The organism is Azospirillum endophyticum, assembly GCF_016595245.1.
GTDB lineage: Bacteria > Pseudomonadota > Alphaproteobacteria > Azospirillales > Azospirillaceae > Azospirillum > Azospirillum endophyticum.
The window spans coordinates 100,272-126,033 of the sequence record NZ_JAENHM010000058.1; the positions used below are offsets into that span (position 1 = coordinate 100,272).

Here is a 25,762-nt window from a genome sequence, read left to right on the forward strand (position 1 = left end):
TCATGGCCGTCCGCCGCCTTGGTGGAAGCCAAAGGGCGGCGGGGATGCTTGAATGGCCTCCCTCCTCCAGCCGCCGGATTTCCCGCCTTGTTCCAGTCCAGCCTGTCTTCCGAAGCCGCCGCACCCGCCGGAAAAGCGACGAGCCTGCTGCCGCCGGCCCAGATGCTGGTCGGGCTGGGGCTCGCCGTGGCGGGGGTGATCGCCTTCTCGTTCCGGCCGGTCATCATCAAGCTGGCCTACCGCTACGACGTCGATCCGGTCACGCTGATCATGCTGCGCATGGTCTTCGCGCTGCCCTTCTTCCTGGGCATGGCGCTGTGGTCACGGGGCGGAAAGGGGGAGCGGGCGCCCATCGCCGGACGCGACCTCGCCCTGACGGTCGTGCTGGGCATTACCGGCTATTACGCCGCCAGCTTCTGCGATTTCCTCGGATTGCGCTACGTCTCGGCCGGGATGGGGCGGCTTCTGCTGTTCCTCTACCCGACCATCGTCGTGGTGCTGTCGGCGCTGTTCCTCGGCAAGCGGATCGGCCTGCGCGAGGTGGTGGCGCTGGTGGTCTCCTATGCCGGCGTCGCCCTGGTGGTGTGGTCGGAGATCGGCACCGGCCATCCCGACTTCGCGACCGGGGCGGCGCTGGTCTTCATGGGCGCCTTCCTCTATTCGATCTATCTGGTCGGCAGCAGCCGGGTGGTGCAGCGGATCGGCTCGATGCGCTTCACCGCCTATGCGATGACGGCGGCCTGCCTGTGCTGCATCCTGCAATTCCTGGTGCTGCGCCCCCTGGCGGCGCTCGACCTGCCGCTGCCGGTCTATGGGCTGTCGGCGGTGATGGCGGTGGCCTGCACCGTGCTGCCGGTGCTGATGACGGCGGAGGCGCTGCGCCGGGTCGGCCCCAATCTGGTGGCCTTGAGCGGCGCCATCGGCCCGGTCTCCGCCGCGGTGTTCGGCTATCTGGTGCTGGCGGAGCCGATGGGCTGGCTGCAGCTCGCCGGCGCCGCCCTGACCGTCGCCGGCGTCATGATCATCAGCCTGTGGAAGACCGCCTGATTTTTTCCGTGGGAATAACCGGCCGCCTGCAGTCGTCTCATCTTCCAACACGAAGGAAAAGGATATCCGAGATGACGAACTATGCGAGCACATCGGCCGGCTACGGTGCCGCCACCACCGGTCAGGATACGCTTCTGCTGGCGGCCCGGGTCCTGCTGGGCGCCATCTTCGTGCAGAGCGGCTTCGGCAAGCTGATGGCGCTCGGCGGCTTCATCGCCGGGATGGAGAGCCAGGGCGTGCCGATGGCCACGATCGTCGCCCCCATCGGCGCACTGATCGAGGCGTTCGGCGGTCTGGCCATCGTGCTGGGCGCCTGGACCCGGCTGGCGGCGTTGCTGGTCGCCGTCTTCACCGTCGCCGCGACCGTGATCGCCCACCGCTATTGGGAGGCGCCGCCCGACGCCGCGAAGATGCAGCAGATCCAGTTCATGAAGAACCTCGCCATCATCGGCGGCTTCCTGTCGCTGGTCGCGTCGGGTGCCGGGCGCTTCAGCGTCGACGGCTGGTTGTCCCGCCGCTGAGCCGGCTTACGAATCATACGCCATCAGCGAGATGCTGGGGACGTCGATGCGGTCGCGGCCGTTGAGGAAGGTCAGTTCCACCAGGAAGGCGGCGGCGCGGACGTCGGCGCCGACCTGGCGCAGCAGGTTGATCGCCGCGGCCATGGTGCCGCCGGTGGCCAGCAGGTCGTCCAGCACCACCACGCGCTGGCCGGGCTTCACCGCGTCGGCCTGCACCTCGATGGTGTCGGTGCCGTATTCCAGGTCGTAGGAATGGGCGATCTTGTCGCCCGGCAGCTTGCCGTGCTTGCGCACCATGATGAACCCGATGCCGAGCGCCAGCGCCAGCGGGGCGGCGACCAGGAAGCCGCGCGATTCGATCCCGACCAGCAGGTCGGGTTTGTGCGGGCGCACCGCCTCGGCCAACGCGTCGATGGCGGCCTTCCAGGCGGCGCCGTTCGCCAGCAGGGGCGAGACGTCGTAGAACAGGATGCCGGGCTTCGGGAAATCCGGGACGCCGCGGATATGGTCTTTCAGGGTCATCGGAGGTCGTGTCCGTCAAAAAAAGTCTCGTACCGGCATGAACGGTCCGCTGTGCCGCCCGGTCCCGCCGCCCGGCACTCTAGCGGCTGCCCGGCCGGGCGCAAAGACGGCAATGGAGGCTTCGGCGCTGCCGCCATGTGCCGGATGGGGTTGACCATCCGGCGCTGCTCCGCCACGTTCCAGGCGCACCGGTCGGTGTGCGGATGCGTGCGGCGGAGCCTGTGGCTGGGACCTTGGTGAAGGATGGAGCGGCGTCGGTCACGACCCGGATCGATGCCGGTCCGGCCGATGGCGGATGGCGGATCGGTGCCGCCGGACGCTGGACGCTGGAGGCGGCTTCGGCCGCGTCGGACGCGCTCGACCGCGCGCCGAAGCCCCAGGGGGGCGCCGCGGTGCGGCTCGACCTGGGGCGGGTGGAGGCGCTCGACACCGTCGGCGCCTATCTGCTGAGCCGGCTGGCCGATCGGCTGGAGGCGGAGGGCCATGCCGTCGCGGTGGCCGGGCTGCGGCCGGAGCATGCCGCCCTGTTCGGCGCGGTGCGCGACGCCGGCAAGGCGCCGCCCCATCCGATCGAGCGCGAGCATCACCCGATCCGCGACATGGTCGTCCGCACCGGCGAGACCACGGTGAACGCCGCCAAGGAGGTCCTCGACCTCGTCGGCTTCCTCGGCCTCGTCACCGTCACCTTCGGCCGGCTGATCCTGCGCCCGTCGCGCCTGCGCCTGACCTCCGTCCTGTTCCACATCGAGCAGACCGGGCTGAACGCCCTGCCGATCCTGGGGCTGCTGTCCTTCCTGATCGGCGTGGTGCTGGCCTTCCAGGGGGCGGACCAGCTGAAGCGCTTCGGGGCCGAGCTGTATGTGGTCAACCTGCTGGGCATCTCGGTCCTGCGCGAGATCGGCATCCTGATGACGGCGATCATCGTCGCCGGCCGGTCCGGCTCGGCCTTCACCGCCCAGATCGGCACCATGAAGGTGAACCAGGAGGTCGACGCCATCGGCACCATGGGCCTCGACCCGGTGGAGCTGCTGGTGGTGCCGCGGGCGCTGGCCCTGATGATCACCCTGCCGCTGCTGGCCTTCTACGCCGACGTGATGGGGCTGTTCGGCGGGGCGGTGATGGCCTACGCCACGCTGGACATCACCTTCGGGCAGTTCATCCGCCAGCTCCACAGCGCGGTCGGCATCAACACGGTGATCGCCGGCCTGATCAAGGCGCCGGTCTTCGCCCTGGTGATCGCCATGGTCGGCTGCTACGAGGGGCTGAAGGTCTCCGGCAGCGCCGAGAGCGTCGGCATCATGACCACCAAGGCGGTGGTGGAGGGCATCTTCCTGGTGATCGTCATCGATGCGGTGTTCTCCGTCCTCTTCTCCATGCTGGGGGTGTGATGGCCGGCGATCCCGTCATCCGCGTGCGCGGCCTCGTCACCCGCTTCGGCCCGCAGACCGTCCATGACGGCCTCGACCTCGACGTCGAGCCGGGGGAGGTGCTGGGCGTCGTCGGCGGCTCCGGCACCGGCAAGTCGGTGCTGCTGAAGGAAATCCTCGGCCTGATCTCCCCCGCCGCCGGACGCATCGAGCTGCTGGGCCACGACACCGCCGAGCTCGATCGGACGGAGCGCACGGCGCTCCAGGCCCGCACCGGCGTGCTGTTCCAGAACGGCGCGCTGTTCAGCTCGATGACGGTGGCCGAGAACGTGATGCTGCCGATGAAGGAGCATACCGGCCTGCCGCCATCGCTGATCGCCGAGCTGGCGCGGGTGAAGATCGCCATGGTCGGGCTGCCGCCCGATGCCGGCACCAAGCATCCGGCCCAGCTGTCAGGCGGCATGATCAAGCGCGCCGGCCTGGCCCGCGCCCTGGCGCTCGACCCCGACATCCTGTTCCTGGACGAGCCGACCGCCGGCCTCGACCCCATCGGCGCCGCCGCCTTCGACACGCTGATCCAGGGGTTGCAGCGCAGCCTGGGGCTGACCGTCTTCATGGTCACCCACGACCTGGACAGCCTGACCTCCATCTGCGACCGCATCGCCGTGCTGGTCGACAAGAAGATCCGGGTGGGGACCCTGGCCCAGCATCTGGCCGACCCGCACCCCTGGATCCACGACTATTTCCACGGACCGCGCGGCCGCGCGGCCCTCGACGCCAAAGAGCGCAATCACGCTCTGAAGCTTGCGAAAGGGTAGGGGCATCTCATGGAAACCCGCGCCAGCTATATCCTGGTCGGCAGCTTCGTGCTGGCGCTGGTCGCCGGCCTGCTGGTCTTCACCGCCTGGATCGCCAAGGTCCAGCTCGACGAGACGCGCGAGACCTACCGCATCTACTTCAGCGGCTCGGTCACCGGGCTGCAGCAGGGAAGCCCGGTGCGCTACCGCGGCGTGCCGGTGGGCACCGTGTCGGACATCCGGCTCGATCCCGACAACGTGACGCGGGTGCGGGTGACGATCATGGTGCAGAACGGCACGCCGGTCATGTCCGATTCCATCGCCTCGCTGGAAGTCCAGGGCATCACCGGCGGCGCCTATGTCCAGATCTCCGGCGGGACCATGGGGGGGAAGCATCTGACCGCCACCGATGCCGACGGCGTGCTCACCATCCCGTCGCGCCCCAGCTCGCTGACCGCGGTGGTCGACAGCGCCCCCCAACTAGTCAACCGCGCGCTGGAGGTCATCACCAAGCTGGGCGAGATGCTGAACGGCGAGAACCAGAAGGCCATCGCCGACATCCTGGCGAATGCCCGCACCATCAGCGCCGAGCTTGCCCGCGCCAGCGCCGGGCTGGAGGAGACGATGGCCCAGGCGCGGCGGACGCTGATCGGCTTCGAGGCGGTCGGGCCGCAGCTGGACCGCACGCTGGCCCAGGCGCACGACACGCTGGCGACGGTGGACGGTGCGGCCAAGCAGTTGGGCGGCGAGACGCGCGAGCTGCTGCGGTCGCTGAAGCGCACGTCGGACACGCTGAACGGCCTCGTCGCCGAAAACCGCGAGCCGGTGCGCGACTTTACCGCCACGGGTCTGTATGAACTGACATTGCTGATCACCCAGCTGCGCGATCTGTCCGGGCAGCTGTCGCGGGTGGTCACGCGGATCGAGAACGACCCGTCGAACTTCCTGTTCGGCGGAACGCGGCAGGGCGTGGAGGTGCGTGGGAAATGAGTCGGGCGACGATGGCGCGGAGCGGGCTTGCGGGGGCGGTGCGCAGGATTGCGGGAGGCGCCCTGCTGCTGGGGCTGACCGCCTGTTCGACGCTGAACCCGACGGCGCCGCATCTCTATACCCTGACCCCGCGGGCCGCCGTCGCCCCCGGCCCGAAGGCCGACTGGCAGCTGCTGGTCGAGACCCCGGCGGCGGCGGCGGGCATCGACACGCCGCGCATCGCGCTGGCGCGCACGCCGACCTCGCTCGACTACTTCGCCGACGTGTCCTGGGCCGACCGGGCGCCGAACATGGTGCAGGGGCTGATCGTCCAGACCTTCGAGGACAGCGGCCGCATCGTCTCGGTCGGGCGCGACACGGTAGGGCTGCGCTCCGACTATGTGCTGAAGTCGGAACTGCGCGATTTCCAGGCCGAATACGCCACGCCGGGCGCCGCCCTGCCGGACCGGGTGCATGTGCGGCTGTCGGCCAAGCTGGTCGCCATGCCGCGCCGGACCATCGAGGCCGGCGAGACCTTCGAGGCGTCGGCGCCGGTGCGCGGCCGGTCCTTCACCGACGTGGTCGCCGCCTTCGACGAGGCGCTGGGCCAAGTCACCGGCGAGCTGGCGACCTGGTCGCTGTCGCAGCGGTTCCGTCCTTCCGGCGGCTGATCGCCCGCAGAGGCGACGTCCGAAAAGACCTTGCCACGCCCAGATAGCCGCGTACGTAATAGGGGTGTTCGCGCGGCGCAGGATTGGGCGATGACGGATTTGTCGGACGTGTCCCCCGAAGAGTTGGAGGCGATGGCCGAGGCGGGACGCGAGGTGCGCCTGTGCCAGCGCATCCTTGCCAAGACCGGCGACACGGTGGTGGGCGAGCTTCTGCGCGGTCATGGCACGCTGTACGAGTGGAAGCATTATCCGCCGGGCGACGTCTACGACGCCGAATTCCATGCCCAGTACTATTATCACTGCCATCCCGAAGGCGAGCGGCCCAATGGCGAGCATGGGCATTTCCACACCTTCCTGCGCCCGCACGGCATGCCGCCGGGCCTGCGGCCGGCGCCGCTGGCCGACTTCCGGCCGCCGGACAATGACAACGATGCCCTGTCCCACCTCATCGGCATCGCCATGGACGTGGCCGGCCAGCCGGTGCGGCTGTTCACCACCAACCGTTGGGTGACGGGAGAGACCTGGTACAAGGCCGATGACGTGATCGCCATGATCGGCGCCTTCGAGATCGACCATGCCCGTCCGTCCTGGCCGGCCAACCGCTGGATCACCGCGATCATGCGGCTGTTCCGCCCGACCATCGTCGGCCTGCTGCGCGAACGCGACGACGCCATCCGGCGCTGGGCGGAGACCCATCCCGGCGCCTATGTCTACGAGGACCGCGGGCTGGAGGTCGCCTCGCAACGCCATATCTCGGTGGAACGGCAGATCGACGAGGTGGCGCTGCAGCTGCGTGGCGCCCGCCGGCGCCGGCCGATCCTGCCGGAACCGCCCAGCTTCGCCGACATGCCGTGAGCCACGCCTCCGCCCTTACGACCTATGACCGCAGGGCGTTAAGGAAGGCTCAATCGTTTCGGAAGATCCTTGTCCCCGTGGACAAGTCTCCGCCCACATCCGCGCGGGTTTCGCCTTTCCGCGACCGATATGGAGACGGACCAGGGCAGGAAGGGTCGGGGACCCATGAGTGACGGTTTCAAGTCGGGTCATCTGACCCAGGATGACGTGGCGCGGCTGCTGGCCGACCCGTCGCCGAACAGCCGGACCGATCTGGCCGCCAAGCTGGCTCAGCAGTTCGACAGTCCCGAGCTGTCGCAGTCGGAGCGCCGGCTGGCGGAGGACATCATCCGCGTGATGGTCAAGGACACGGTGCTGCGCGTCCGCCAGACCCTGGCCGAGAATCTGAAATCCAGTCCCGCCCTGCCGCGCGACGTGGCCTTGACCCTGGCCCGCGACGTGGAGGCGGTGGCCATCCCGGTGCTGAGCGTTTCCACCGTGCTGACCCCGGCCGATCTGGTCGAGATCCTGCGATCGGGCACCGACGCCAAGAGCACCGCCATCGCCCAGCGCCCGACGGTTCCGGCCGCGGTCGCCGACGCGCTGATCGAAAGCGGATCCGAACATGCGGTCGCGGCACTCGTCGCCAACGAAGGGGCGGAGCTTGGCGAGCAGAGCCTGGGCCGCGTCATCGACCGTTTCGGCGGCAGCGAGGCGGTGCAGGAGCCGTTGGTCCATCGCTCCAAGCTGCCGATCACCATCGCCGAACGGCTGGTGGCCGTGGTGTCGGAGCGGCTGCGCCAGCATCTGGTCTCGCATCACGAGCTGCCGTCGAGGATCGCGTCCGAACTGATCCTGCAAAGCCGCGAGCGGGCGACCGTCGCCCTGTTCACCGGCGAGAGCGACGAAGGGGCGCTGGACCGGCTGGTGACGCAGCTGGCCCGCACCGGTCGGTTGACGCCGTCGCTGCTGGTCCGGTCGCTGTGCACCGGCGACATCGCCTTCTTCGAGATGGCGACGTCGCGCATGGCGAATGTGCCGCTGACCAATGCCCGCCTGCTGATCCACGATGCCGGGCGGCTGGGGCTGAAGTCGCTGTACGACAAGGCGAAGCTGCCGGCGGCCCTGCTGCCGGCCTGCCGCATCGCCATCGATGTGCTGAAGGAGACCCCCTATGACGGCGAGCCCGGCGACCGCGAGCGCCACCGCCGCCGCGTCATCGAGCGCATCCTGACCCAGTACGAGGATCTGGCTCCGGAGGATCTGGAGTTTCTGTTGGCGAAGCTGGGCGACATGATGCAGCCGGAAAACGCCGCGGCGTGAGCGACGGGACCTTCCCCGCCGGCCCTGCGGACACCATCCGCCGGTTGGAATGCCGCATCGCCGAGTTGGAAGCAGCCCTGCGCCAGAGCGAGGCGAGGGCCGGCGAGGCACGCTTCCGCTCCCTGGTGCAGACGGCGGCCAGCATCATCCTGGTGCTGGGCGACGACGGCCGCGTGCTGGAGGCCAACCGCGAGGCCGAGCGCGCTTTCGGGCTGGAGGCGGGCGACGCCGTCGGCCGTGCTTGGGCCGAGGTGATGGGAGAGCGGCCGACCGGCGCCTTCGCCGCCCAGATCGCGGTCGCCGGCGAGGGCACGGAGGTCCGCAATTTCGAACAGGCGCTGTGCGAGAGGGACCGAACCGGCGAACGGGTGTTCCTGTGGAACCTGAACAGGCTGCCCGAGACCGACGGCGTGCCGGCGGGCATTCTCTGCGTCGGTCAGGACATCACCCGGCGCAAGCGGGCGGAATTGGCTCTGCGTCAGGCCCGCGATGAACTGGAAATGCGCGTCGCCGAACGCACCCGTGCCCTGATGCAGGAAATCCAGGAACGCCGCCGCGCCGAACAGGCGCTGATCCAGGCCAAGGAACAGGCCGAACTGGCCAACCGCGCCAAGAGCGAGTTCCTGGCCAACATGAGCCATGAGCTGCGCACCCCGCTGAACTCCATCATCGGCTTTTCCTCGATGATGGAGAGCGAGATCGTCGGACCGCTCGGCCACCCCAAATACCTCGACTATGCCAAGGTGATCGGCAAGTCGAGCCAACATCTGCTGGCCGTCATCAGCGACATCCTGGATGTCGCCAAGATCGAGGCCGGCAAGCTGGAGATGCATCCGCAGCCGATGGACGTGCGGGACGCGGTGGAAAGCTCGCTCCTGCTGATCGCCGAACGGGCCGAGGAAAGCGGCCTGATCCTGAGCCAGCATATCGCCCCCGACACCCCTCGCCTGCTGGGAGACCCGGTGCGGGTAAAGCAGATCCTGCTGAACCTGCTGACCAACGCCGTGAAATTCACCCCTGCCGGCGGCCGGGTCGCCTTGCGGGTCCGTCCCGAGTCCGAGCGCATCCTGATCGAGGTGGCGGATACCGGGATCGGCATGAGCGCCGAAGGCATCGTCGTCGCCCTGCAACCCTTCGGTCAGGTCGACAGCCAGCTGTCCCGCCGGTCCGGCGGCACCGGGCTTGGCCTGCCGCTGGTGCGGTCCTTCGTGGATCTGCTGAACGGCACCCTGGACATCCGCAGCCGGGAAGGGGAGGGCACGACGGTCAGCGTGCGCCTGCCGGTGGCGCCGCCATACGACGGTGCATGATCCGGAAATGAGATGGCCGTGATGCAGGAGCCTGCCATTGGTTCCTGCACACCAACATGCGCCGAGCGGTGGCGGTAAGTCTGGAGCTGCACAATACGAAGGCTCTCGCCGCCTTCGCACGGGAGCAGGCCCATTGCCCCTTCCGGCCGCGGACCGGCCGATAGCCGCTTGCACGGTGCGACCGGCCACGCCACCTTGCCTCTTTGAACGGATGACGGGCGGGGTGCGACATGACGGCGAGCCGGGACGATCTGAAGACGCGCATCGGACAGGCACTGGGCGAGGCGAAGGCCGATCTGGTCATCAAGAACACGCGCTTCCTCAATGTCGTCACCGGCGAGATCGCGGAGGGCGACATCGCCGTCTGCGGCGAAGTCATCGTCGGCACCTATGAGTCCTACGCCGGGGTGGAGGAGATCGACGGGCGTGGGCTGACCGTGGTTCCCGGTTTCATCGACACCCATGTCCATTGCGAATCCACCTGCGTCACCCCGCAGGAGTTCGACCGCTGCGTCCTGCCGCGCGGCACCACCACCGCCATCTGCGATCCGCACGAGATCTGCAACGTGCTGGGCGAGCAGGGCCTGCGCTATTTCCTCGACAGTGCCGGCGGAACGGCGCTCGACCTGTTCGTACAGCTGTCCTCCTGCGTGCCAGCGACGGAGTTGGAGACCTCCGGTGCCCGGCTGGAGGCGCCGGACCTGATCCGCCACATGGACCATCCGCGCGTGCTGGGGCTGGCGGAGTTCATGAACTTCCCCGGTGTCTTCCACAAGGTGGACGGGGTGCTGGACAAGCTGGCCGCCTTCGACGGGCGCCACATCGACGGCCATGCCCCGCTGGTGACGGGAAAGGAGCTGAACGCCTATCTCTCCTGCGGCATCCGCAACTGCCACGAGACGACCAGCGCCGCCGAAGCGATGGAGAAGCTGCGCAAGGGCATGCAGGTGCTGATCCGCGACGGGTCGGTGTCGAAGGACGTCCATGCCCTGGCCGAAGTCATCACGCCGGAAACCTCGCCCTTCCTGGGCTTCTGCACCGATGACCGCAACCCGCTGGACATCGCGGAGGAAGGGCATATGGATCACCTGATCCGCAGCGCCATCCGCCTCGGTGCGCCCGTCGCCCATGTCTACCGCGCCGCCACCTGGTCGGCGGCCCGCGGCTTCCGCCTGTATGACCGCGGGCTGGTGGCGCCGGGTCATCGCGCCGATCTCGTCCTGCTCGACGATCTGGAGGACTGCGCGGTCAACCGCGTCATCCGCAACGGCAGGGTCGTCGGCCCGCACAGCTTCGACGGCCGGCCGACGGTGTCGGCGGTGGGGCTCGATTCGGTGAAGCTGGAGCCGGTGGCGGACGAGGATTTCGCCGTTCCGTCCGGCGGGTCGGTGCAGTCGGTGATCGGGCTGGAGCCGGGCCGGATCCTGACCGAACACCGGCGGATCGAGGTGCCGACTGTGGGCGGCCGGATGGTGGCCGACCCGTCGCGCGACCTGCTGAAGATCTGCGTCTTCGCCCGCCATGGCAGCAACCGCAATATCGGCCGCGGCTTCGTCCAGGGCTTCGCCCTGACGGAAGGGGCGCTGGCGTCGTCGGTGGGGCATGACAGCCACAACATCTGCGTGGTCGGGGCGAGCGATGCCGACATGCGCGTGGCGGTGAACCGGCTGATCGAACTGCAGGGCGGCTTCGTCGCCGTGCGCAACGGGCAGGTGGTCGGCGAACTGGCCCTGCCGCTGGCCGGGCTGATGAGCCTGGAGCCGTTCGAAGCGGTGGAGGCGAGGCTGCGGTCCCTGCGCGCCGCCGTGCGGTCCATGGGCTGTCCGCTGGCCGAGCCCTTTCTGCAATTGGCCTTTCTGCCGCTGCCGGTCATCCCGCACCTGAAGATCACCGACCGCGGCATGGTCGATGTCGATCGCTTCGAACTGATTGCCGCCTGATCGGGCGATTTGCCTGGAAAAACGGCAACGGTTGCGGAAGCGGGCGGACAGGAATGGGGTGGTGCCCATTGCATGAGCTTGGAAATGGCGGAGCTTGGCCACTGGCACGGGCTTTGCCACGACGGCACGTCAACTGACGCCGCCATCGAGCGAGCCCGAGCCGCCATGACCCATCTGGCCCCGATGTTCCACCAGTCGCATGACCTGCTGCCGGTCCGGCCGCCGGAAACCGTGTCGATGCGGACGCGGGACGGCGTGCGGCTGGATGCGGACCTTTACCGGCCGGATGCCACCGGCAGTTGGCCGACCCTGCTCCTGCGCGTTCCCTGCGGCCGGCGCACGGCATTGACCAGCCATTACGCCCATCCGCGCTGGTATGCGGCGCGCGGCTATGTCGTGGTGGTGCAGGACATCCGCGGCTGCGGCACCTCGGACGGTCGCTTCCGCCCCTTCGAGGCGGAGCGGGAGGACGGGGCGGAAGCGGTGGCCTGGGCAGCTTCCCTGCCGGGATCGTCGGGAGCGGTGGCGATGTATGGCAGCGGCTATGCCGGCATGGCGCAGTGGCTGGCTCTGGCCGAGGCGCCTGCGGCGCTGCGCGCGGTGGTGCCGGCCTTCGCCGGCTGGGACGTCTTTTCCGACTGGGCCTACGAGGGCGGGGCCTTCCGCTTGGCCGACGCCATGGGCTGGGCATTGCGGACCGCTGCCGATGCGGCGCGGCGGGTCGAGGACGGCACCGGACACCGGCTGCTGTCGGATGCGGCGCGCAGCCTGCCGGTCGACGATGAAATTCCCTCGCGTCCGCAGGCGCTGCGGGATTACGCCCGCTATTCCCATTACGACGACTGGCTGACCAATCCGGTGCCCGGTCCGCCCTGGGCCGCGCTGTCGCCCAAGGCGATGCAGGAGGCCATGCCGGCCGATGTTGCGGTCCTGCAGGTCGGCGGCTGGTACGACCCGCGGCTGGCCGGCATGCTGGATGCCCATGAGCGCTTCGCGGCACGCGGCGGGCGAGCGCCGGTGCGGCTTGTGGTCGGTTCCTGGGGCGCCGATGGTCCCGCCGCGGTACCGGGGCAGGCACCGACGCTCGACACGCTGCAACTGGCTTGGTTCGATCGGGTGCTGAAGGGAGACGGCGGCGACCGCGGCGGTCCGGTCCGCCTGCATGATGTGGAGACCGGACGCTGGCACGACCTGCCCGGCCTGCCTGCGGCCGAGGCGGTGCTGCATCTGTCCAGCGATGGCCTCGCGAACCGGCAGGGCGGGCGTCTCGAGTTGGAGATGCCCGATCTGGAGGCGCTCGACGTGGTGGTGCACGATCCGCGCACGCCGGTGCCGACGGTGGGAGGCCATGCGGTGCCGGATGTCGCCGGGCGCTTCGACCGTGCCGCCGTCGACCGCCGTCCCGACGTCGCCACCTACACCAGCCTGCCGCTGGACGAGCCTTTGATGCTGGCCGGGCGGGTGGCGCTGGACGTGTGGGTGGAAGCCGACGCCCCGTCCTTCGACGTCAGCGCGGTGCTGTCGGTGTTGCGGCCCGACGGGCAGGTGCTGCCGCTGACCCAGGGCCATGCGCGGGTGGAGCCGGGAGATCCGACCCGTCCGCTGACCATCGCCATGCGGGCGGTCTGCGCCACCCTGGCGCCGGGATCGGCGCTGCGCCTCAGCCTGGCCGGGTCCTGCTTCCCGGCCTATCCGGTCAATCCCGGCACGGGGGCGGAGCCGGGCGAGACCCGCCGGGTCGATGCGCTGCCGATCACGTTGCTGATCCACAGCGGTCCGGACCGGCCGTCGCGCCTCCGCTTGCCGGCCGGATCGCCTGCCCCGGGCTAAGGGGCTTTCTCCCCGCCCGCCCCGTCTCCACCTTGACCCGCCGCCTCCAGGCAGAAGTCCAGGCTCTGGGACAGGAGGCGCATCATCAGGTCGCGGAAAGGCGTCTTGTCGCCGACCGACCAGGCCCGTTCGACGAGGTCGAGATAGAGGCTGCGGTCGTCTGCCTGCACCACCACCGGCGGATAGCCGGCGCGGTTCAGGATCAGGTTGCACAGCAGCAGCGCCGTCGTCCGGTTGCCGGCATGAAAGGGGCGGATGGCGCTCAGCCGGTGATGCGCCTCGAACGCCGTGTCGGGACCGGCATCCGACTTGCGCATCCAGGTCGACAGTGCCGACATCGACACGCGCAGCTTCGCCGGGTCGGGAGCTGTCTCCCCGGTGTCGTCCTTCGGCGGGCCGTCACGATATTTGCCGGCCTCATCCTCGATCCCGCGCTGGAGCACGCTGTGGAAGGCGGTGACGGTGCGTTCGGTGACGGCGCCGGATGGATCGAAGGACAGACGCGCCATCAGTTCCAAGGCCGCGCGGTGATTCAGGACGAAGCGCTGCTCGTCCACCGCGCGGTGGCGGAGGATGCTGCCGCGCTCCAGGATCGCCTTGACGTCGGCGCGCTTGACCGGGATCTCCTCCAACGCTACGGCGGCGACGGTCAAGTCCAGCTCGAACCGGTCGGCGATGCCGTGGACAACCTCTTGCGGCAGCGGCCGCGCGGCGTCCAGCGCCCTTTTCTTCTCCGCGATCTCGTCGAGCAGGGCCATCGGTCACTCTGTCGCTTATGGCTGGGGAGGGCGCCGGGAAGGGGCCGACAGGGGAAAGCATGGCGCGCCGTGCGTCTTGCCGGGCTCCCTTCGACGTCCCCTGCGGGGATTTGCCGCTTGGACGGGCACGGTTGCCGGTTTTAGGATCCCTGTCAAGATGTCCACAACCCAGCCATGGCCGGCGGTAACCGCGTTGTTTCGTGGGATGCGCCGGCGATCGCGGGGCGCCAAAGGGAGGTCGCTGCGATGAGCCACGTCGTCTGGGACGAATCCATGAGCGTCGGCGTCCCTGTCCTCGACGACGAGCATCGGCGCCTCCTCGACCTGTTCAACGGCCTTCTGGAAAGCGGGATCACTCCTGCCAACCGGGAGGAACTGTCCAGCCTTCTCACCAGCCTCCGCGATTATGTCGCCGTCCATTTCGCACGCGAAGAGGCGATGCTGGAGCATTGCGGCTATCCCGAGTTGGACGGCCATCTCGCTGCCCACCGGTATTTCGCCGACGAGGTGGAAAAGCTCGCCCGCGACTTCGAGGGCGACAATCCCACCATGCTGCGCATGGACCTGATCCTGCTGCTGAAGGACTGGTTCATCGAGCACATCCAGCAGACGGACAGCCTGTACAAGCCTTATGTGGGGGTGAAGGCGTAGGGCATGGAGTTTCTCTTTTCCAGGACGGGAGAGGGAGCTTCGGTCACTGCTTCGCGGCCGCCTTCTGGTCGGGAAGACCCTTGTCCAGCTTGTTCTGGATGGCCGCCTTGTCCGTGTCGTCGTCGGCGCTGCGCAGCGCGCGCATCCACTGGAAACGGGCCTCGTTGCGGCGGCCCGCCCGCCAGTAGGCGTCGCCGAGATGGTCGTTGATGGTCGGATCGCCCGGCTTCAGTTCCACCGCGCGCTCCAGCTTGGAAACGGCCGCTTCGTAGTCGCCCAGCGTGTAGAGCGCCCAGCCCAGGCTGTCGACGATGTAGCCGTCGCGCGGGCGCAGCTCCACCGCCCGCTCGACCATCGTCCTGGCCTTGTCCAGATGCTCGCCGCGGTCGATCCAGCCATAGCCGAGGAAGTTGAGCAGCGACGGTTCGTCCGGCCGCAGCGTCAGCGCCGTCTGCAGATCGGCTTCGGCCTGCGGCCACTGCTTGGTCTTCTCGTAGCACATGGCGCGGGCGTAGAGCAGCGGCCAGTGCCGGTCCTGCGGCGTGCCGATCCGCTCCAGCGCGGTCGTATAGGCGGGGATCGCCTCGGCGTAGCGCTTGGCGTAGCGATAGATATCGCCCAGGCGGGTGATCGCGTCGGTGCGCTCCGGCCGTTCGGCGGCGAGATCCTTGAGGATCGCGATGGCCTCGTCGTTGCGTTCCATGCGGGCGAGGCTATCGGCCTCGCGCATGCGGGCGGTCCAGCCCAGCAGCGGATCCGTCTCCAGCCGCTTGTAGGCGGCCAGCGCCTCCTCATGATGATCGCGCGAGGCGGTAATGTCGCCGATCATCAGATGGGCGAGCGCCAGATCGTCGCGCAGGTGCAGCGCGATCCGGCCGAACAGCAGCGCCGGCTCGTCGGCATTCTCGTGGTGCAGGGCGCTGCCCAGGTCGAATAGCGCTTCGGCGAGGCCGGAGCGTGCATCGGGGACCGGACGGGCGTCGGAGGGGGCGTTCGCCATGGCGGCCAGCGCCGGCTCCACCAGCAGCCCGTCGGGATTGGTGCCCTGGAAGGCTTCGTAGAGCTTGCGGGCCTCGTCCTTCCGTCCGGTGCGAGTCATGAAGTTGCCGACGATCTGCACCACCCGCAGCGGCGCGTCGGTCTCCGTCACCTTGGCATAGCGCGCCGCCGCCTCGTCGTTGCGGCCGGCGAGGTCGAGGATCAGTGCGGCATGCAGGCTGTAGAGCGCCTCGAAGCCTTTGGCGGTGGACAGCGGCTGCAGCGCCGCCAGCGCCTCGTCCGTCTTGCCGCGGGCGGCCGCCAGCCACGCGCGGGTCAGCGGCGTCAGGAAGCGACCGAGTCCATCGGCCGGCAGGCGGGCGGCATAACCGTCGGCCTCGTCCAGCTTGCCCTTGGCCAGCGCGTCGGCGGCCAGCAGGGTCAGCGCCATCTGCGGCTCCCCCTGCTCGTCGAGCAGCCGGCCGGCATAGTCGATCGCCGTGTCGATCCGCCCTTCGCCCAGCCGCAGCAGGAAGCTGCGGCGCAGCAGGGCGGGGTCGTCGGGATCGGCGGCCAGCGCCTGGGCGGTGAAGCGCGCCGCCGCGGTCCAGTCGTCCTGATGCTGGGCGTAGCGGCCGGCCAGATAGCTGCCGGTGGCGGAACCGGCGCCATCCGCGTCCGGGCCGGCGCCCGGACCGGCGGCGTAGGCGGGAGCCAGAGCGGGCCCGGCCATCAGGACGGCCAGGGAGATCGGCAGCAACCGGCGTCGGAAACTCGTCATGCTCTCGTCACCTCGTTTTCCGAGTCGGTATCCCATCATCTTCGGCAGGGCACGGGCAAGAGACTTTCGCCCGCTTCCCCTTTTCGCATCCGCTAACGCCACTCCCGCCGCACCTGTTCGATGCGCTCCGGGCGCAGGATGTCGGTGGCGTGGGCGTCCATATGGGCGCGCAGGATCTCGGGCATGCCTGGCGACAGGGTGGCTCCCTCGACCGACCAGCGGGCCATCCAGGACAGGGTGCGCAGCCAGGTCAGCCGGCGCAGCGGCTTCAGCCATGGCCGCACCTCGTCGGCGAGGTCGCCGGGCACCGCCATCGCCCAGGCTGCGACGAAGGAGTCGACGTCGGCCGGTGCCAGTTCCGCATTCACCGCCGGATCCCATTTGGTCGAGGTGTAGAGGCTGGCATGGGCAAGATCGCCGGCCGGGTGGCCGTATTGCAGCTTCTCCAAGTCGGTGAACCATGCCTTGCCATGGTGATCGATCAGGAAATTGCCCGGATGCACGTCGACTCCGACCGCGGTCAGCGGCACCGGGGTCGCAGGCGGCGGGGCGAGGTCGCCGGCACGGGCGGCGGCAAGCTCTTCCGCGATCAGGGCCCGGGCTTCCGGCGACAGGTCTGCCCGGTCGAACCAGTCCGCCTGCCGTTCGACCTGCGCCAGCAAGGCGGCGACGGGGTCGGGCGGGGCCGGAAGCGGTTCGTGGAAATCCGGTGGCGGCATGCGGTGCAGGGCGGCGAGCGCACGGGCGATGGCCGGCATGTCGTCGGGCAGCACGGGGGAACGCCCTTCCACCTCGCCGACCACCAGGCCGCCGAGCGGCAACCCCTCGCCCGGCGGCAGCAGGCCGGCGAAACGCGGCGTGTGTCCCGACATTTCCGCCCGCCGGAAGGCGGCGGCCTGCCGGTCCAGCGCCGTCCAGGCGTCGAGGCCGAGTTGGCTCCAGCGCGGAATGCGGGCGATCAGCCGCCGGCCGCGCAGCCGCACATGGTCGTGGGCGACACCCTTCAGCGGCATCGGTTCCAGCGCATCGGCGGGCAGGTCGGCAAGGCGCGGAAGCCGTATCAGGGCGGCGTGCAGCGCCTCCATCGAGAAGCTGGCAGGTCCGCTCACGCCATGTGCTCGCGCAGGCGGGGCATCAGCTCCACCAGGTTGCAGGGGCGGTGGCGGTTGTCGAGCTGCCAGACCAGGATGTCGTCCCAGGCGTCGCGGCAGGCGCTGGGCGAACCGGGCAGGGCGAAGATATAGGTGCCGTTGGCGACGCCGCCGGTTGCCCGGCTTTGGATGGTGGAGGTGCCGACCTTGGCATAGCTGAGGTAACGGAACAGCTCGCCGAAGCCGGGGATCGCCTTTTCATAGAGCGCCTCGACCGCTTCCGGCGTCACGTCGCGGCCGGTGACGCCGGTGCCGCCGGTGGTCAGCACCACGTCGATCTGGGGATCGGCGATGTAGGCCTGGACTTGGGCGCGGATCGCCGCGACGTCGTCCTTCACGATGGTCCGGGCGGCGACCTTGTGGCCGGCCCCGGCGATCCGTTCCACCAGCGCATCGCCGGACCGGTCGTCGGCGGCGCTGCGGGTGTCGGACACCGTCACCACGGCGATGTTCACGGGAAGGAAGGGACGGCTCTCGTCGATTTTCGGCATGGCGGCAGGCATGTCCTCATGTCGGGCCGGAGCCCGACATAGGCGCTCCGACGGTCAGGGTATCGGGCTGGCCTCTCCCCGCTCCGCCACCGTTTCCACCGGAACCGGAGTCGCCGGCTTCACCGCGGGCAGCGGATCCGGACGGGTCGCGACCTGGGCCGGGCGGGCCTCCACCGCGGTGTAGGCCGGCCATTTCCCATCGGCGACGGCAGTGAGCGAGGCAGTCTCCTGGCCCAGCCGCAGCCGGTAGATCCAGAAGTTCGCCATCACCTTCTCCACATAGTCGCGCGTCTCGCCGAAGGAAAGGCTTTCGATGAACAGCAGCGGGTCGGTGATGTCGTTCAGATCACGGCGCCAGCGCGCCAGCGTGCCCGGCCCGGCATTGTAGGCGGCGGCGGCCAGAAACAGGTTGCCGTCGATATCCGGCATGCCCAGCAGCTCGGACAGGTAGCGCTGGCCCAGTTCCATGTTGCGGGATGGGTCGAACAGCGCGTCGCGGTTGGCATCGTCGCTGCCGATGTCGGCATTGCGCTCGCGCACATGCTGGGCGGTGCTGGGCAGGATCTGCATCAACCCGGCCGCCCCGGCGGAGCTGACCAGCCGGGGGTCGAAGCGTGATTCCTGGCGCATCACCGCGAAGACCAGCGCGCGGTCCAGCGCGAAGCCGTCGCGCGGCTTCCAATGGGGCAGCGGGTAGAGTGCCGCGGCATAGGGGGCGCCGTCCGGACCGGCGACCGCATTGCCCAGCCGCAACGCCAGGGAAGCCACCCCGGCCCGGTCGGTCAACGCCACCATCGCCTGTTCGACCAGCTGGTCGCCCTGCGGATCGATCCGTTGCAATTCCATTCCCGCCAGCTCGCGCTGGCCGGCCTGGAGCAGGGCGATGGCACGGGCGCCTGCCGGTTTGGCCGCCATCGCCGCCAGCTGCCGGCCGGTCAGATCCGGCGCCTGCCAGCGCACCTCGCCCAGGCTGTCCAGGGTGCGCAGCGCGATCAGCCCATAGAAGGTGTGGGGGTAGCGGGCGGCGGCGGCGAGATGCGCCGCCGCTTCCTTCTCCTTGCCGCCCTTGCGGGCCAGCGCGCGCGCCGCCCAGTAATCGGCCGCGGCGGCCTTCCAGGGGGAGCGCGGTCCGGCAGCCGCCATGCCTTCGAAATGGCGGGCGGCGCGGTCGGTCTGCTTCAGCCGCCAAGCGGCGAGCCCGGCGATCCAGTGCGCTTCCGGCAGCATCTCGCCGGATCGCGCGGCGCTGGCCGAGGCCAGCGTCAGCGCCTGGGCTATATCGCCGGAATAATAGAGGGCGGTGGCGATGCGGGCGCGGGCGGCGTCATACTGCACGGTATCGAGCTTGCCGCCGAACTCGTCCTGGCCCAGCAGGCTCAAGGCGCCGGCGGTACGGCCGGACCGCAGCAGATCCTCCACCCGGGCCACCGCCGCGCGGTCGCTGCGGGCGCGGGACATGGTGCGGCTGCGCGGGGCAACGGTGACGCCGTCGTCGTCATCGTCTTCGCCGGCAGCGACGGTGCGCAGGCCGCCCAGCCGTTCCAACGACCCGACCAGGCGAACGCGCTCCTCCCCCCGAGGAGGCTTCGGTGCGCGCTGGCCGGCGGGCTGGCGTTTCTGCGCCAGGCTGTGCACCCGCTCCGCTCCGGCGAGGTCGCCGTAATCCTGCATCCAACGGGCGAGTTCCTCGTAGCTGGCGCGGCGGTCGGGGTGAAGATAGCGCTGGCGCAGGACATAGCCGATCAGCCGGCGGTCCTTCAGCTTCGCCACCTCCGCATCGGCGGCGTCCCATTCCGCCCGTTCCTGGGCTGCGAAGATGCGGCGGTATCGGGCGGCATCCTCGGCGTCCAGCTGGATGGCGCGGGCCTCGTCGTCTGCTGCGAGCAGCAGCGGCATGTCGGCTGGTCCGGGGGACTCGTCCGCCGCCGTATCCGTCGCCGTCGCGGCGGTCGCATCCGTGGCTGGGTCCGCCGCCGGTTCCGGTGCCGGTTTGCCGGCGGCGACGGAGCCGGGAGCCGGGAGGATGGGAACGGGAGTTTCGGGGAGCTCCGCGGCGGACTCGCTTGGCGCGTCACCGAAAACGGGGCTGTCGGGGTCAGGCACGGAATCCCAGCCGGGCGGGACGACGGCGTGACCGTCCGGCGCGTGGATGATGAGGGCAGCACAAGCGGGCCGGAGCCCGACCGCACCGTCGGGTCCCAGGGTGTAAGCCACCGCGAGACCCAGCACCCCCAGAAGGTTCCGCCGCAGCGGGGCCGCGATCGCGGCCCGGTATGCTGCATTGCAAAATATCCGGAGCATGGCTCCGGGATACCCCATGGTCGCGAGAACCGCAAGCAACGGATTTACGCGGATTGTGTCAAAGCCGGTGATCGGCAGATGTTACAACGGCTTAACAATCCTGGGAAAAAGGCTCTAGCTCGTTGGGAAGGAGCCTTTCGGCAAGGTCTGATAACATTTGTGCTGCGTGGCGGCGGCGACCATACGAACGATTTCGGCGACGCTGTGACATCGCCTCTATTACTAGGATTATTTGATCCCTTCTTCGCTCATCCTTTGTTGCAGCGCAAGCATGTCCCGCCACGCTTCCCGTTTTGCGATAGGGTTGCGCAGGAGGTACGCCGGATGGAGCATCGGCATCAGGGGGATAGGGGTGCCCGTGCCTTCATAGCTGCGCCATTGGCCGCGCAGGCGGGTGATGCCCTCCGCCCGGTTCAGCAGGGTCTTGGCGGAAACGCCACCCAGGGCCACCAGCAGCTTCGGCCGCACCAGTTCAACATGCCGTTCCAGAAAGGGCAGGCAGGCGGCGACCTCCGCCTGGGTCGGGCTGCGGTTGCCGGGCGGGCGCCAAGGCAGGATGTTGGAGATATAGACCTTGCTGCGGTCCAGTCCGACCTGGGCCAGCATCCGGTCCAGCAGCTTGCCGCTGACGCCGACGAAGGGCTTGCCCTGCCGGTCCTCGTCCTCGCCCGGTGCCTCGCCGATCAGCATGACCGGGGCCTGCGGGTTGCCGTCGGCGAAGACGGTGTTCATCGCGGTGGCCTTCAGCGGGCAGCCGTCGAAGCTCCGCAGAGCCGCTTCCAGCGCTTCCAGCGTTTGCGCCTCCCCGGCCCGGGCGCGGGCCTGTATCCCGGCCTCGCTGGCGCCCAGCGGCTGGTCGGGAGAGGCGAAGAGGGTTGCCGGCCGCGCGGCGGCAGGGGGCGCCGCGGCGGATCCTGCCGGGGCCGGTGCCCTGGCCACTGCGGGTCCCCGTGCAGTGGCGCCGCCGGGCGCCATGCCGGCTGCGGGCATGCCGGAAGCCGGCGTCCGCGCCACCGGCCGGGCGGTGAGGGCGGCCCAGTCGGTCGGCTCGTCGCCGATGGCCTCGTCGCAGCCGATGTCGGCATGCCAGCGCAGCGCGTCGAGGATGTCGCATACGTCAATCATCGTTTGACCTTACCACAGATCGTGTGGTCTTACATGTCCAGATACCCAATTTGGGTGCGGTGCAAACCGTGCTACAAGCACGCGCCCGCAAAAACACCATAGGGCGTCCCGAGGGAAACAGTACCAAAACAAGACGGTGGGGGAGTGTGGAGATGGAACGCGAACCGCGCGAGGTCATGGAGTATGATGTTCTGATCGTCGGCGCCGGCCCATCGGGCCTGAGCGCGGCGATCCGTCTGCGGCAGCGTGCGGCCGAGACCGGGCAGGAGCTCAGCGTCTGCGTGATCGAGAAGGGGTCGGAGGTGGGCGCCCACCTGCTGTCCGGGGCCGTCTTCGAACCGCACGCGCTGGAAGAGCTGATCCCGGACTGGAAGGAAAAGGGCGCGCCCCTCACCACCCCGGCGCGTGAGGACCATTTCCTCTATCTGACGGAAACGAAGGCCTACAAGTCGCCCTTCGCCCCGCCGCAGATGAACAACCACGGCAACTACATCATCAGCCTGGGCAATCTGGCCCGCTGGATGGGTAGCCAAGCCGAGGAGCTGGGGGTCGAGATCTACCCCGGCTTCGCCGCCGCCGAGGTGCTGTACGACGACAAGGGCGCGGTGAAGGGTGTCGCCACCGGCGACATGGGCATCGGCAAGGACGGCGAGAGGACCGGCAACTACACGCCCGGCATGGAGCTGCATGCCAAGCAGACCATTTTCGCCGAGGGCTGCCGCGGCTCGCTGACCAAGACCCTGTTCGAGAAATTCGACCTGCGCCGCGACTGCCAGCCGCAGACCTATGGCCTCGGCATCAAGGAGCTGTGGGAGGTCGACCCGTCGCAGTCGAAGCCGGGCCTGATCGTCCACACCATCGGCTGGCCGATGGATCCCAAGACCTATGGCGGGTCGTGGCTGTATCACATGGAAGGGAATCTGGTGTCGGTCGGCTTCGTCGTCGGCCTCGACTACTGGAACCCGCACATGAGCCCGTTCGAGGAGTTCCAGCGCTACAAGACCCACCCGGCGATCCGTCCGACCTTCGAAGGCGGCCGCCGCCTGGCCTATGGCGCCCGCGCCCTGTCGGAAGGCGGTTTCCAGTCGATCCCGAAGCTGACCTTCCCCGGCGGCCTGATCATCGGCGACGGCGCCGGCTTCCTGAACGTGCCGAAGATCAAGGGCAACCACACCGCCATGAAGTCGGGCATGGTCGCGGCCGAGGCGGTGTTCGACCACCTGACCGGCGGTGCCGACAACGCGGAAGTGATCGCCTATCCGGAGCGTCTGAAGCAGTCCTGGGTCTGGCCGGAGCTGCACGCCGTGCGCAACATCCGCCCCGGATTCCAGAAAGGCCTGTGGGCCGGCCTGGCCAATGCCGCCTACGAGACGGCGCTGAAGGGCAAATCGCCGTGGACGCTGAAGCACCACGCTGACAACACCACCCTGGTGAAGGCCGGCGAGGCGCCGAAGATCGCCTATCCCAAGCCGGACGGGAAGATCACCTTCGACCGCCTGTCGTCGGTCTACCTGTCGAACACCAACCACGAGGAAGACCAGCCGCCGCACCTGACGCTGAAGGACAAGTCGGTCCCGATCAGCGTCAACCTGGCGCTCTACGACGCGCCGGAGCAGCGCTACTGCCCGGCCGGCGTGTACGAGATCGTCCGCAACGACGACGGCAGCGATCCCCGGCTGCAGATCAACGCGCAGAACTGCGTCCACTGCAAGACCTGTGACATCAAGGACCCCACCCAGAACATCAACTGGGTCGTGCCGGAAGGCGGCGGGGGGCCGAACTATCCGGGCGGAATGTAACGGGGGCGCGGCCCCCTCTCCGATGGCGTCGTGGCGGGTCGGAGGGGGGCAGCGCGTGCCGAGAGCCGCATGCGGAAGGATGACCGGGGCCGGCCCGCGGGTGTCGGTTGCGCCGTGGGCCACTCCTATCTATAAGGCAGGCGGCAACCTTTCTGCGACGGCGCGATGATCGTTTCCTGTCCGACCTGTTCGACGCGCTACACCCTGTCCGACGAGTCGCTCGGCCAGGATGGCCGTAAGGTTCGTTGCGCCCGTTGCGGCCACACCTGGTGGCAGATGCCGGACCGGACCGAGCTCGAGCCGGTGATCCCGGACGCGCCGACGGAACTCCGGCCGGCCACCCCGGCAAAGACGGCCACCCAGTCTGGTGTCAAAGCCAAGGTCAAGCAGTCCACGGCCCCGCGCGCCAAGCCGTCGCGCGGCACGGTGATCGGCTTCGCCCTGCTGGGACTTCTGGTCGCCGGTTCCGCCGCCGGTGGCTATTTCGGCCGCGATGCCGTCGTTCGCAATTGGCCGCCCGCCGCCTTGCTCTACGAGACCATCGGCATGCCGGCCGAACCGCCGGGCTTCGGGCTGGAGCTGCGAAACATCCGCTCCGAGCAGAAGGTCGAGGGCGGGACGACCGTCCTGCTGCTGGACGGCGAGGTCGCCAACGGCACCGATGCCGAACGGACGCTGCCGCCGTTGCGCGTCATCACCTTCGGGCCCGAGCACAAGCTGCTGCAGAGCTGGACCATCGAACCGTCGGCAGAGACGCTGGGTCCAGGCGCGGCGGCGAATTTCCATCACAGCCAGCCCGATCCCGGCCCGGTGACCGAGGTGACCGTCACCTTCGGCGGTCCGCCGCCCGGCCTGGATGCACAGGCGGCCGGGAAGCCGGCCGAGAAGGTGCCGGAGAAGCCCGCAGCCGCCAAGCCGGCCGCCGAAAAGCATGCCGCTCCGGCCAAGCCTGCCGGCCACTGATCCCCTCGAAGACCGGTGGCGTCACCGTTCCGGGATGCCGTATTTCCGCAGCTTGTTGGCGATCATCGTGTGCGAGGTGGCGAGCCGCGCCGCTAGTTTGCGGCTTGACGGGAAGCGCGGGTAGAGCCGGCGCAGCAGCGTCCGCTCGAATCCCTCCACCGCGCTCTCCCAACTGTCGGCCTCCTCTGCCGGCAATTCGGCCGACTGCATGCCGGCTCCGGCCAGTTCCAGGTCGGCCGCGTCCAGCACGCCGCCGTCGCTCATGGTCACGGCGCGGAAGATGACGTTCTCCAATTGACGCACGTTGCCGGGCCAGCGGTTGGCGAGCAGCGCCGCCGCGGCTGCCGGGGTCAGGCGGCCGGGTGGACGACGGGCCTGGGCCGCGGCACGCGCGATGAAGTGACGGGCCAGCAGAAGGATGTCCTGCCCGCGCTCGCGCAACGGCGGGACGATCAGCGTCAGCACGTTCAGGCGGTAGAACAGATCCTCGCGGAAGCTGTGGTCGGCGACCATCGCCTCCAGCGAGCGGTGGGTGGCGCTGATGACGCGCACGTCCACCTTCTGCTCGCGTTCCCCGCCGATCCGGCGGAAGCTGCCGTCGTTGAGGAAGCGCAGCAGCTTGGCCTGGAGATAGGCCGACATCTCGCCGATCTCGTCCAGGAAGACGGTGCCGCCATGGGCCAGTTCCAGCAGGCCGGGCTTGCCGCCGCGCTGTGCCCCGGTGAAGGAGCCGGGCGCGTAGCCGAACAGTTCGCTCTCCGCCAGATTTTCCGGCACGGCGGCGCAGTTCAGCGCCAGGAACGGCTTGTCGCGGCGCGGGCTGGCGCGGTGGCAGGCATGGGCGATCAGCTCCTTGCCGGTGCCGGTCTCGCCCAGGATCAGCAGCGGCGCTTCCATCGCGGCGACCCGCGCGGCACGGGCCTTCAACGCCCGCACCGGCGGCGATTCGCCCAGGATGCGGGCGAAGCCGCCACCAGCCCCCAACTCGTCGAGGTTCTGGATCGCATCGAGACGCTCGCCCAGACGCGACGGGGTGAACAGGGTGACGACGGCGCCCGCGGCCTCGACATCGACGATGGGCGTCACCTCCAGCAGGAAGGGCTGGCCGTTCAGGGTCACCTCGCGGCCCGACATGCGGAAGCCGCCGGCAGTCAGGTCACGGGTCAACTCCGCTTCGCCGAAAAGCTCGCCGATGTCGAAACCGGCCAACTGCGATTCCGGCAGCCCGGCGACCTCGGCGGCGGCGGCGCTCGCCACCACCACCCGGGCCTTGCGGTCGACCGCCAGCACCGGGTCGGGCAGGGCGGCCAGCAGCGCGTCGAGATGCAGCCGCCGCCGCGTGCCCGGCAGCATGTCGATGGCGGCCACCGACCGCACCCCGGCGATGGCGCGCAGCGCATCGGACAGGGCCGGCAGCGCCGCCGGATCCAGCCCGGGTGCGTCGATGTGGATCAGCGGCGGATCGACCTCGACGCCCACCACGTTGAGGCGGCGGAGGGCCAGGACGGCGAGGATCTCATGGGCGATGCCGACGCGGTCGGCGAAGGTGACTTCGATGCGCATGGGAACGGGGATCGGGCAGGGAGCTTCCGGTGCTCACTGTACAGATATCGTTACGCCGTGTCAAAATCTT

22 protein-coding genes are annotated in these 25,762 nt (G+C 69.2%); 14 read left to right on the plus strand and 8 right to left on the minus strand.

Annotated elements, in window-relative coordinates:
* Positions 1 to 87 precede the first annotated feature (87 nt).
* Together JHL17_RS18945 and JHL17_RS18950 are read left to right on the plus strand one after the other, a co-directional pair.
* Positions 88 to 1,047 (plus strand): DMT family transporter, encoded by a 960-nt coding sequence (locus JHL17_RS18945; RefSeq protein WP_247893656.1) that lies wholly within the window; start codon positions 88 to 90, stop codon positions 1,045 to 1,047.
* Between the two features lie 71 nt (positions 1,048 to 1,118).
* Complete coding sequence (locus JHL17_RS18950; RefSeq protein ID WP_200195395.1) at positions 1,119 to 1,568, plus strand: DoxX family protein; 450 nt, start codon at positions 1,119 to 1,121, stop codon at positions 1,566 to 1,568.
* Between the two features lie 6 nt (positions 1,569 to 1,574).
* Here JHL17_RS18950 and JHL17_RS18955 read toward each other — a convergent pair whose 3' ends face one another.
* Positions 1,575 to 2,090 (minus strand): adenine phosphoribosyltransferase, encoded by a 516-nt coding sequence (locus JHL17_RS18955; RefSeq protein WP_200195397.1) that lies wholly within the window; start codon positions 2,088 to 2,090, stop codon positions 1,575 to 1,577.
* Between the two features lie 221 nt (positions 2,091 to 2,311).
* On the opposite strand from JHL17_RS18955, the gene JHL17_RS18960 reads away from it, so the two are divergent.
* The 9 genes from JHL17_RS18960 (at position 2,312) to JHL17_RS19000 (ending at position 13,131) form a co-directional block, all read left to right on the plus strand.
* Positions 2,312 to 3,478 (plus strand): ABC transporter permease, encoded by a 1,167-nt coding sequence (locus tag JHL17_RS18960; protein ID WP_345773840.1) that lies wholly within the window; start codon positions 2,312 to 2,314, stop codon positions 3,476 to 3,478.
* Positions 3,478 to 4,275 (plus strand): ABC transporter ATP-binding protein, encoded by a 798-nt coding sequence (locus JHL17_RS18965; RefSeq protein ID WP_200195401.1) that lies wholly within the window; start codon positions 3,478 to 3,480, stop codon positions 4,273 to 4,275. Before JHL17_RS18960 ends, JHL17_RS18965 begins: the two co-directional genes overlap by 1 nt.
* 9 nt (positions 4,276 to 4,284) lie before the next feature.
* A complete protein-coding gene (locus tag JHL17_RS18970) occupies positions 4,285 to 5,244 on the plus strand; it encodes an MlaD family protein (protein WP_200195403.1) in 960 nt (319 codons plus the stop codon).
* The gene (locus tag JHL17_RS18975; RefSeq protein ID WP_247893657.1) at positions 5,241 to 5,894 is read left to right on the plus strand and encodes an ABC-type transport auxiliary lipoprotein family protein; all 654 of its coding nucleotides are present in this window, start codon (positions 5,241 to 5,243) and stop codon (positions 5,892 to 5,894) included. The genes JHL17_RS18970 and JHL17_RS18975 overlap by 4 nt, the downstream gene beginning before the upstream one ends.
* A 90-nt stretch (positions 5,895 to 5,984) precedes the next feature.
* Complete coding sequence (locus JHL17_RS18980) at positions 5,985 to 6,749, plus strand: DUF6969 family protein (RefSeq protein ID WP_200195405.1); 765 nt, start codon at positions 5,985 to 5,987, stop codon at positions 6,747 to 6,749.
* A 165-nt stretch (positions 6,750 to 6,914) separates the two neighbouring features.
* The gene (gene spbR / locus JHL17_RS18985; RefSeq protein ID WP_200195407.1) at positions 6,915 to 8,051 is read left to right on the plus strand and encodes a SpbR family protein; all 1,137 of its coding nucleotides are present in this window, start codon (positions 6,915 to 6,917) and stop codon (positions 8,049 to 8,051) included.
* A complete protein-coding gene (locus JHL17_RS18990) occupies positions 8,048 to 9,361 on the plus strand; it encodes an ATP-binding protein (RefSeq protein ID WP_200195409.1) in 1,314 nt (437 codons plus the stop codon). Before spbR ends, JHL17_RS18990 begins: the two co-directional genes overlap by 4 nt.
* A 230-nt stretch (positions 9,362 to 9,591) precedes the next feature.
* Positions 9,592 to 11,301, plus strand: coding sequence for an adenine deaminase (ade, locus tag JHL17_RS18995; protein WP_200195411.1), 1,710 nt, complete (start codon positions 9,592 to 9,594; stop codon positions 11,299 to 11,301).
* Between the two features lie 72 nt (positions 11,302 to 11,373).
* A complete protein-coding gene (locus JHL17_RS19000; protein ID WP_247893658.1) occupies positions 11,374 to 13,131 on the plus strand; it encodes a CocE/NonD family hydrolase in 1,758 nt (585 codons plus the stop codon).
* On the opposite strand, the gene JHL17_RS19005 is transcribed toward JHL17_RS19000, so the two are convergent.
* Positions 13,128 to 13,889, minus strand: coding sequence for a Fic family protein (locus JHL17_RS19005; protein ID WP_200195413.1), 762 nt, complete (start codon positions 13,887 to 13,889; stop codon positions 13,128 to 13,130). The two genes, JHL17_RS19000 and JHL17_RS19005, sit on opposite strands and share 4 nt — an antisense overlap.
* 246 nt (positions 13,890 to 14,135) lie before the next feature.
* On the opposite strand from JHL17_RS19005, the gene JHL17_RS19010 reads away from it, so the two are divergent.
* The gene (locus JHL17_RS19010) at positions 14,136 to 14,540 is read left to right on the plus strand and encodes a bacteriohemerythrin (RefSeq protein WP_200195415.1); all 405 of its coding nucleotides are present in this window, start codon (positions 14,136 to 14,138) and stop codon (positions 14,538 to 14,540) included.
* 43 nt (positions 14,541 to 14,583) lie between these two features.
* Here JHL17_RS19010 and JHL17_RS19015 read toward each other — a convergent pair whose 3' ends face one another.
* From JHL17_RS19015 to JHL17_RS19035, 5 genes are all read right to left on the minus strand, one after another.
* Positions 14,584 to 16,299: a tetratricopeptide repeat protein gene (locus JHL17_RS19015; RefSeq protein WP_200195417.1), complete on the minus strand. Its 1,716-nt coding sequence runs from the start codon at positions 16,297 to 16,299 to the stop codon at positions 14,584 to 14,586.
* A 92-nt stretch (positions 16,300 to 16,391) separates the two neighbouring features.
* Positions 16,392 to 17,408, minus strand: coding sequence for a phosphotransferase (locus tag JHL17_RS19020; protein WP_345773841.1), 1,017 nt, complete (start codon positions 17,406 to 17,408; stop codon positions 16,392 to 16,394).
* Entirely contained in the window at positions 17,405 to 17,941 is a 537-nt protein-coding gene (gene moaB, locus JHL17_RS19025; RefSeq protein ID WP_200195419.1) for a molybdenum cofactor biosynthesis protein B, read from the minus strand. The genes JHL17_RS19020 and moaB overlap by 4 nt, the downstream gene beginning before the upstream one ends.
* 54 nt (positions 17,942 to 17,995) lie before the next feature.
* A complete protein-coding gene (locus JHL17_RS19030; RefSeq protein WP_247893659.1) occupies positions 17,996 to 19,837 on the minus strand; it encodes a lytic transglycosylase domain-containing protein in 1,842 nt (613 codons plus the stop codon).
* A gap of 633 nt (positions 19,838 to 20,470) precedes the next feature.
* On the minus strand, positions 20,471 to 21,367 hold the full coding sequence (locus JHL17_RS19035; protein ID WP_200195423.1) for a uracil-DNA glycosylase: 897 nt from the start codon (positions 21,365 to 21,367) through the stop codon (positions 20,471 to 20,473).
* Positions 21,368 to 21,519: 152 nt separating this feature from the next.
* On the opposite strand from JHL17_RS19035, the gene JHL17_RS19040 reads away from it, so the two are divergent.
* Together JHL17_RS19040 and JHL17_RS19045 are read left to right on the plus strand one after the other, a co-directional pair.
* Positions 21,520 to 23,166 (plus strand): electron transfer flavoprotein-ubiquinone oxidoreductase, encoded by a 1,647-nt coding sequence (locus JHL17_RS19040; RefSeq protein WP_200195425.1) that lies wholly within the window; start codon positions 21,520 to 21,522, stop codon positions 23,164 to 23,166.
* Positions 23,167 to 23,331: 165 nt separating this feature from the next.
* Positions 23,332 to 24,129, plus strand: a complete 798-nt coding sequence (locus JHL17_RS19045; RefSeq protein WP_200195427.1) for an MJ0042-type zinc finger domain-containing protein — start codon at positions 23,332 to 23,334, stop codon at positions 24,127 to 24,129.
* A 21-nt stretch (positions 24,130 to 24,150) separates the two neighbouring features.
* Here the strand turns inward: JHL17_RS19045 and JHL17_RS19050 are convergent, their stop codons facing one another.
* The gene (locus JHL17_RS19050; RefSeq protein ID WP_200195429.1) at positions 24,151 to 25,692 is read right to left on the minus strand and encodes a sigma 54-interacting transcriptional regulator; all 1,542 of its coding nucleotides are present in this window, start codon (positions 25,690 to 25,692) and stop codon (positions 24,151 to 24,153) included.
* Between the last annotated feature and the right edge of the window lie 70 nt (positions 25,693 to 25,762).

Bases quoted from the DNA above. Each gene is read 5' to 3' on its own strand.
- JHL17_RS18980 (WP_200195405.1), top strand. From the start codon at position 5,985: ATGACGGATTTGTCGGACGTGTCCCCCGAAGAGTTGGAGGCGATGGCC.
- JHL17_RS19030 (WP_247893659.1), bottom strand. From the start codon at position 19,837: ATGCCGCTGCTGCTCGCAGCAGACGACGAGGCCCGCGCCATCCAGCTG.
- JHL17_RS19015 (WP_200195417.1), bottom strand. From the start codon at position 16,299: ATGACGAGTTTCCGACGCCGGTTGCTGCCGATCTCCCTGGCCGTCCTG.
- JHL17_RS19010 (WP_200195415.1), top strand. From the start codon at position 14,136: ATGAGCCACGTCGTCTGGGACGAATCCATGAGCGTCGGCGTCCCTGTC.
- JHL17_RS19050 (WP_200195429.1), bottom strand. From the start codon at position 25,692: ATGCGCATCGAAGTCACCTTCGCCGACCGCGTCGGCATCGCCCATGAG.
- ade (WP_200195411.1), top strand. From the start codon at position 9,592: ATGACGGCGAGCCGGGACGATCTGAAGACGCGCATCGGACAGGCACTG.
- JHL17_RS18970 (WP_200195403.1), top strand. From the start codon at position 4,285: ATGGAAACCCGCGCCAGCTATATCCTGGTCGGCAGCTTCGTGCTGGCG.
- JHL17_RS18950 (WP_200195395.1), top strand. From the start codon at position 1,119: ATGACGAACTATGCGAGCACATCGGCCGGCTACGGTGCCGCCACCACC.
- JHL17_RS18965 (WP_200195401.1), top strand. From the start codon at position 3,478: ATGGCCGGCGATCCCGTCATCCGCGTGCGCGGCCTCGTCACCCGCTTC.
- moaB (WP_200195419.1), bottom strand. From the start codon at position 17,941: ATGCCGAAAATCGACGAGAGCCGTCCCTTCCTTCCCGTGAACATCGCC.
- JHL17_RS18955 (WP_200195397.1), bottom strand. From the start codon at position 2,090: ATGACCCTGAAAGACCATATCCGCGGCGTCCCGGATTTCCCGAAGCCC.
- JHL17_RS19045 (WP_200195427.1), top strand. From the start codon at position 23,332: ATGATCGTTTCCTGTCCGACCTGTTCGACGCGCTACACCCTGTCCGAC.
- spbR (WP_200195407.1), top strand. From the start codon at position 6,915: ATGAGTGACGGTTTCAAGTCGGGTCATCTGACCCAGGATGACGTGGCG.
- JHL17_RS19000 (WP_247893658.1), top strand. From the start codon at position 11,374: ATGAGCTTGGAAATGGCGGAGCTTGGCCACTGGCACGGGCTTTGCCAC.
- JHL17_RS19005 (WP_200195413.1), bottom strand. From the start codon at position 13,889: ATGGCCCTGCTCGACGAGATCGCGGAGAAGAAAAGGGCGCTGGACGCC.
- JHL17_RS18975 (WP_247893657.1), top strand. From the start codon at position 5,241: ATGAGTCGGGCGACGATGGCGCGGAGCGGGCTTGCGGGGGCGGTGCGC.
- JHL17_RS19040 (WP_200195425.1), top strand. From the start codon at position 21,520: ATGGAACGCGAACCGCGCGAGGTCATGGAGTATGATGTTCTGATCGTC.
- JHL17_RS19035 (WP_200195423.1), bottom strand. From the start codon at position 21,367: ATGATTGACGTATGCGACATCCTCGACGCGCTGCGCTGGCATGCCGAC.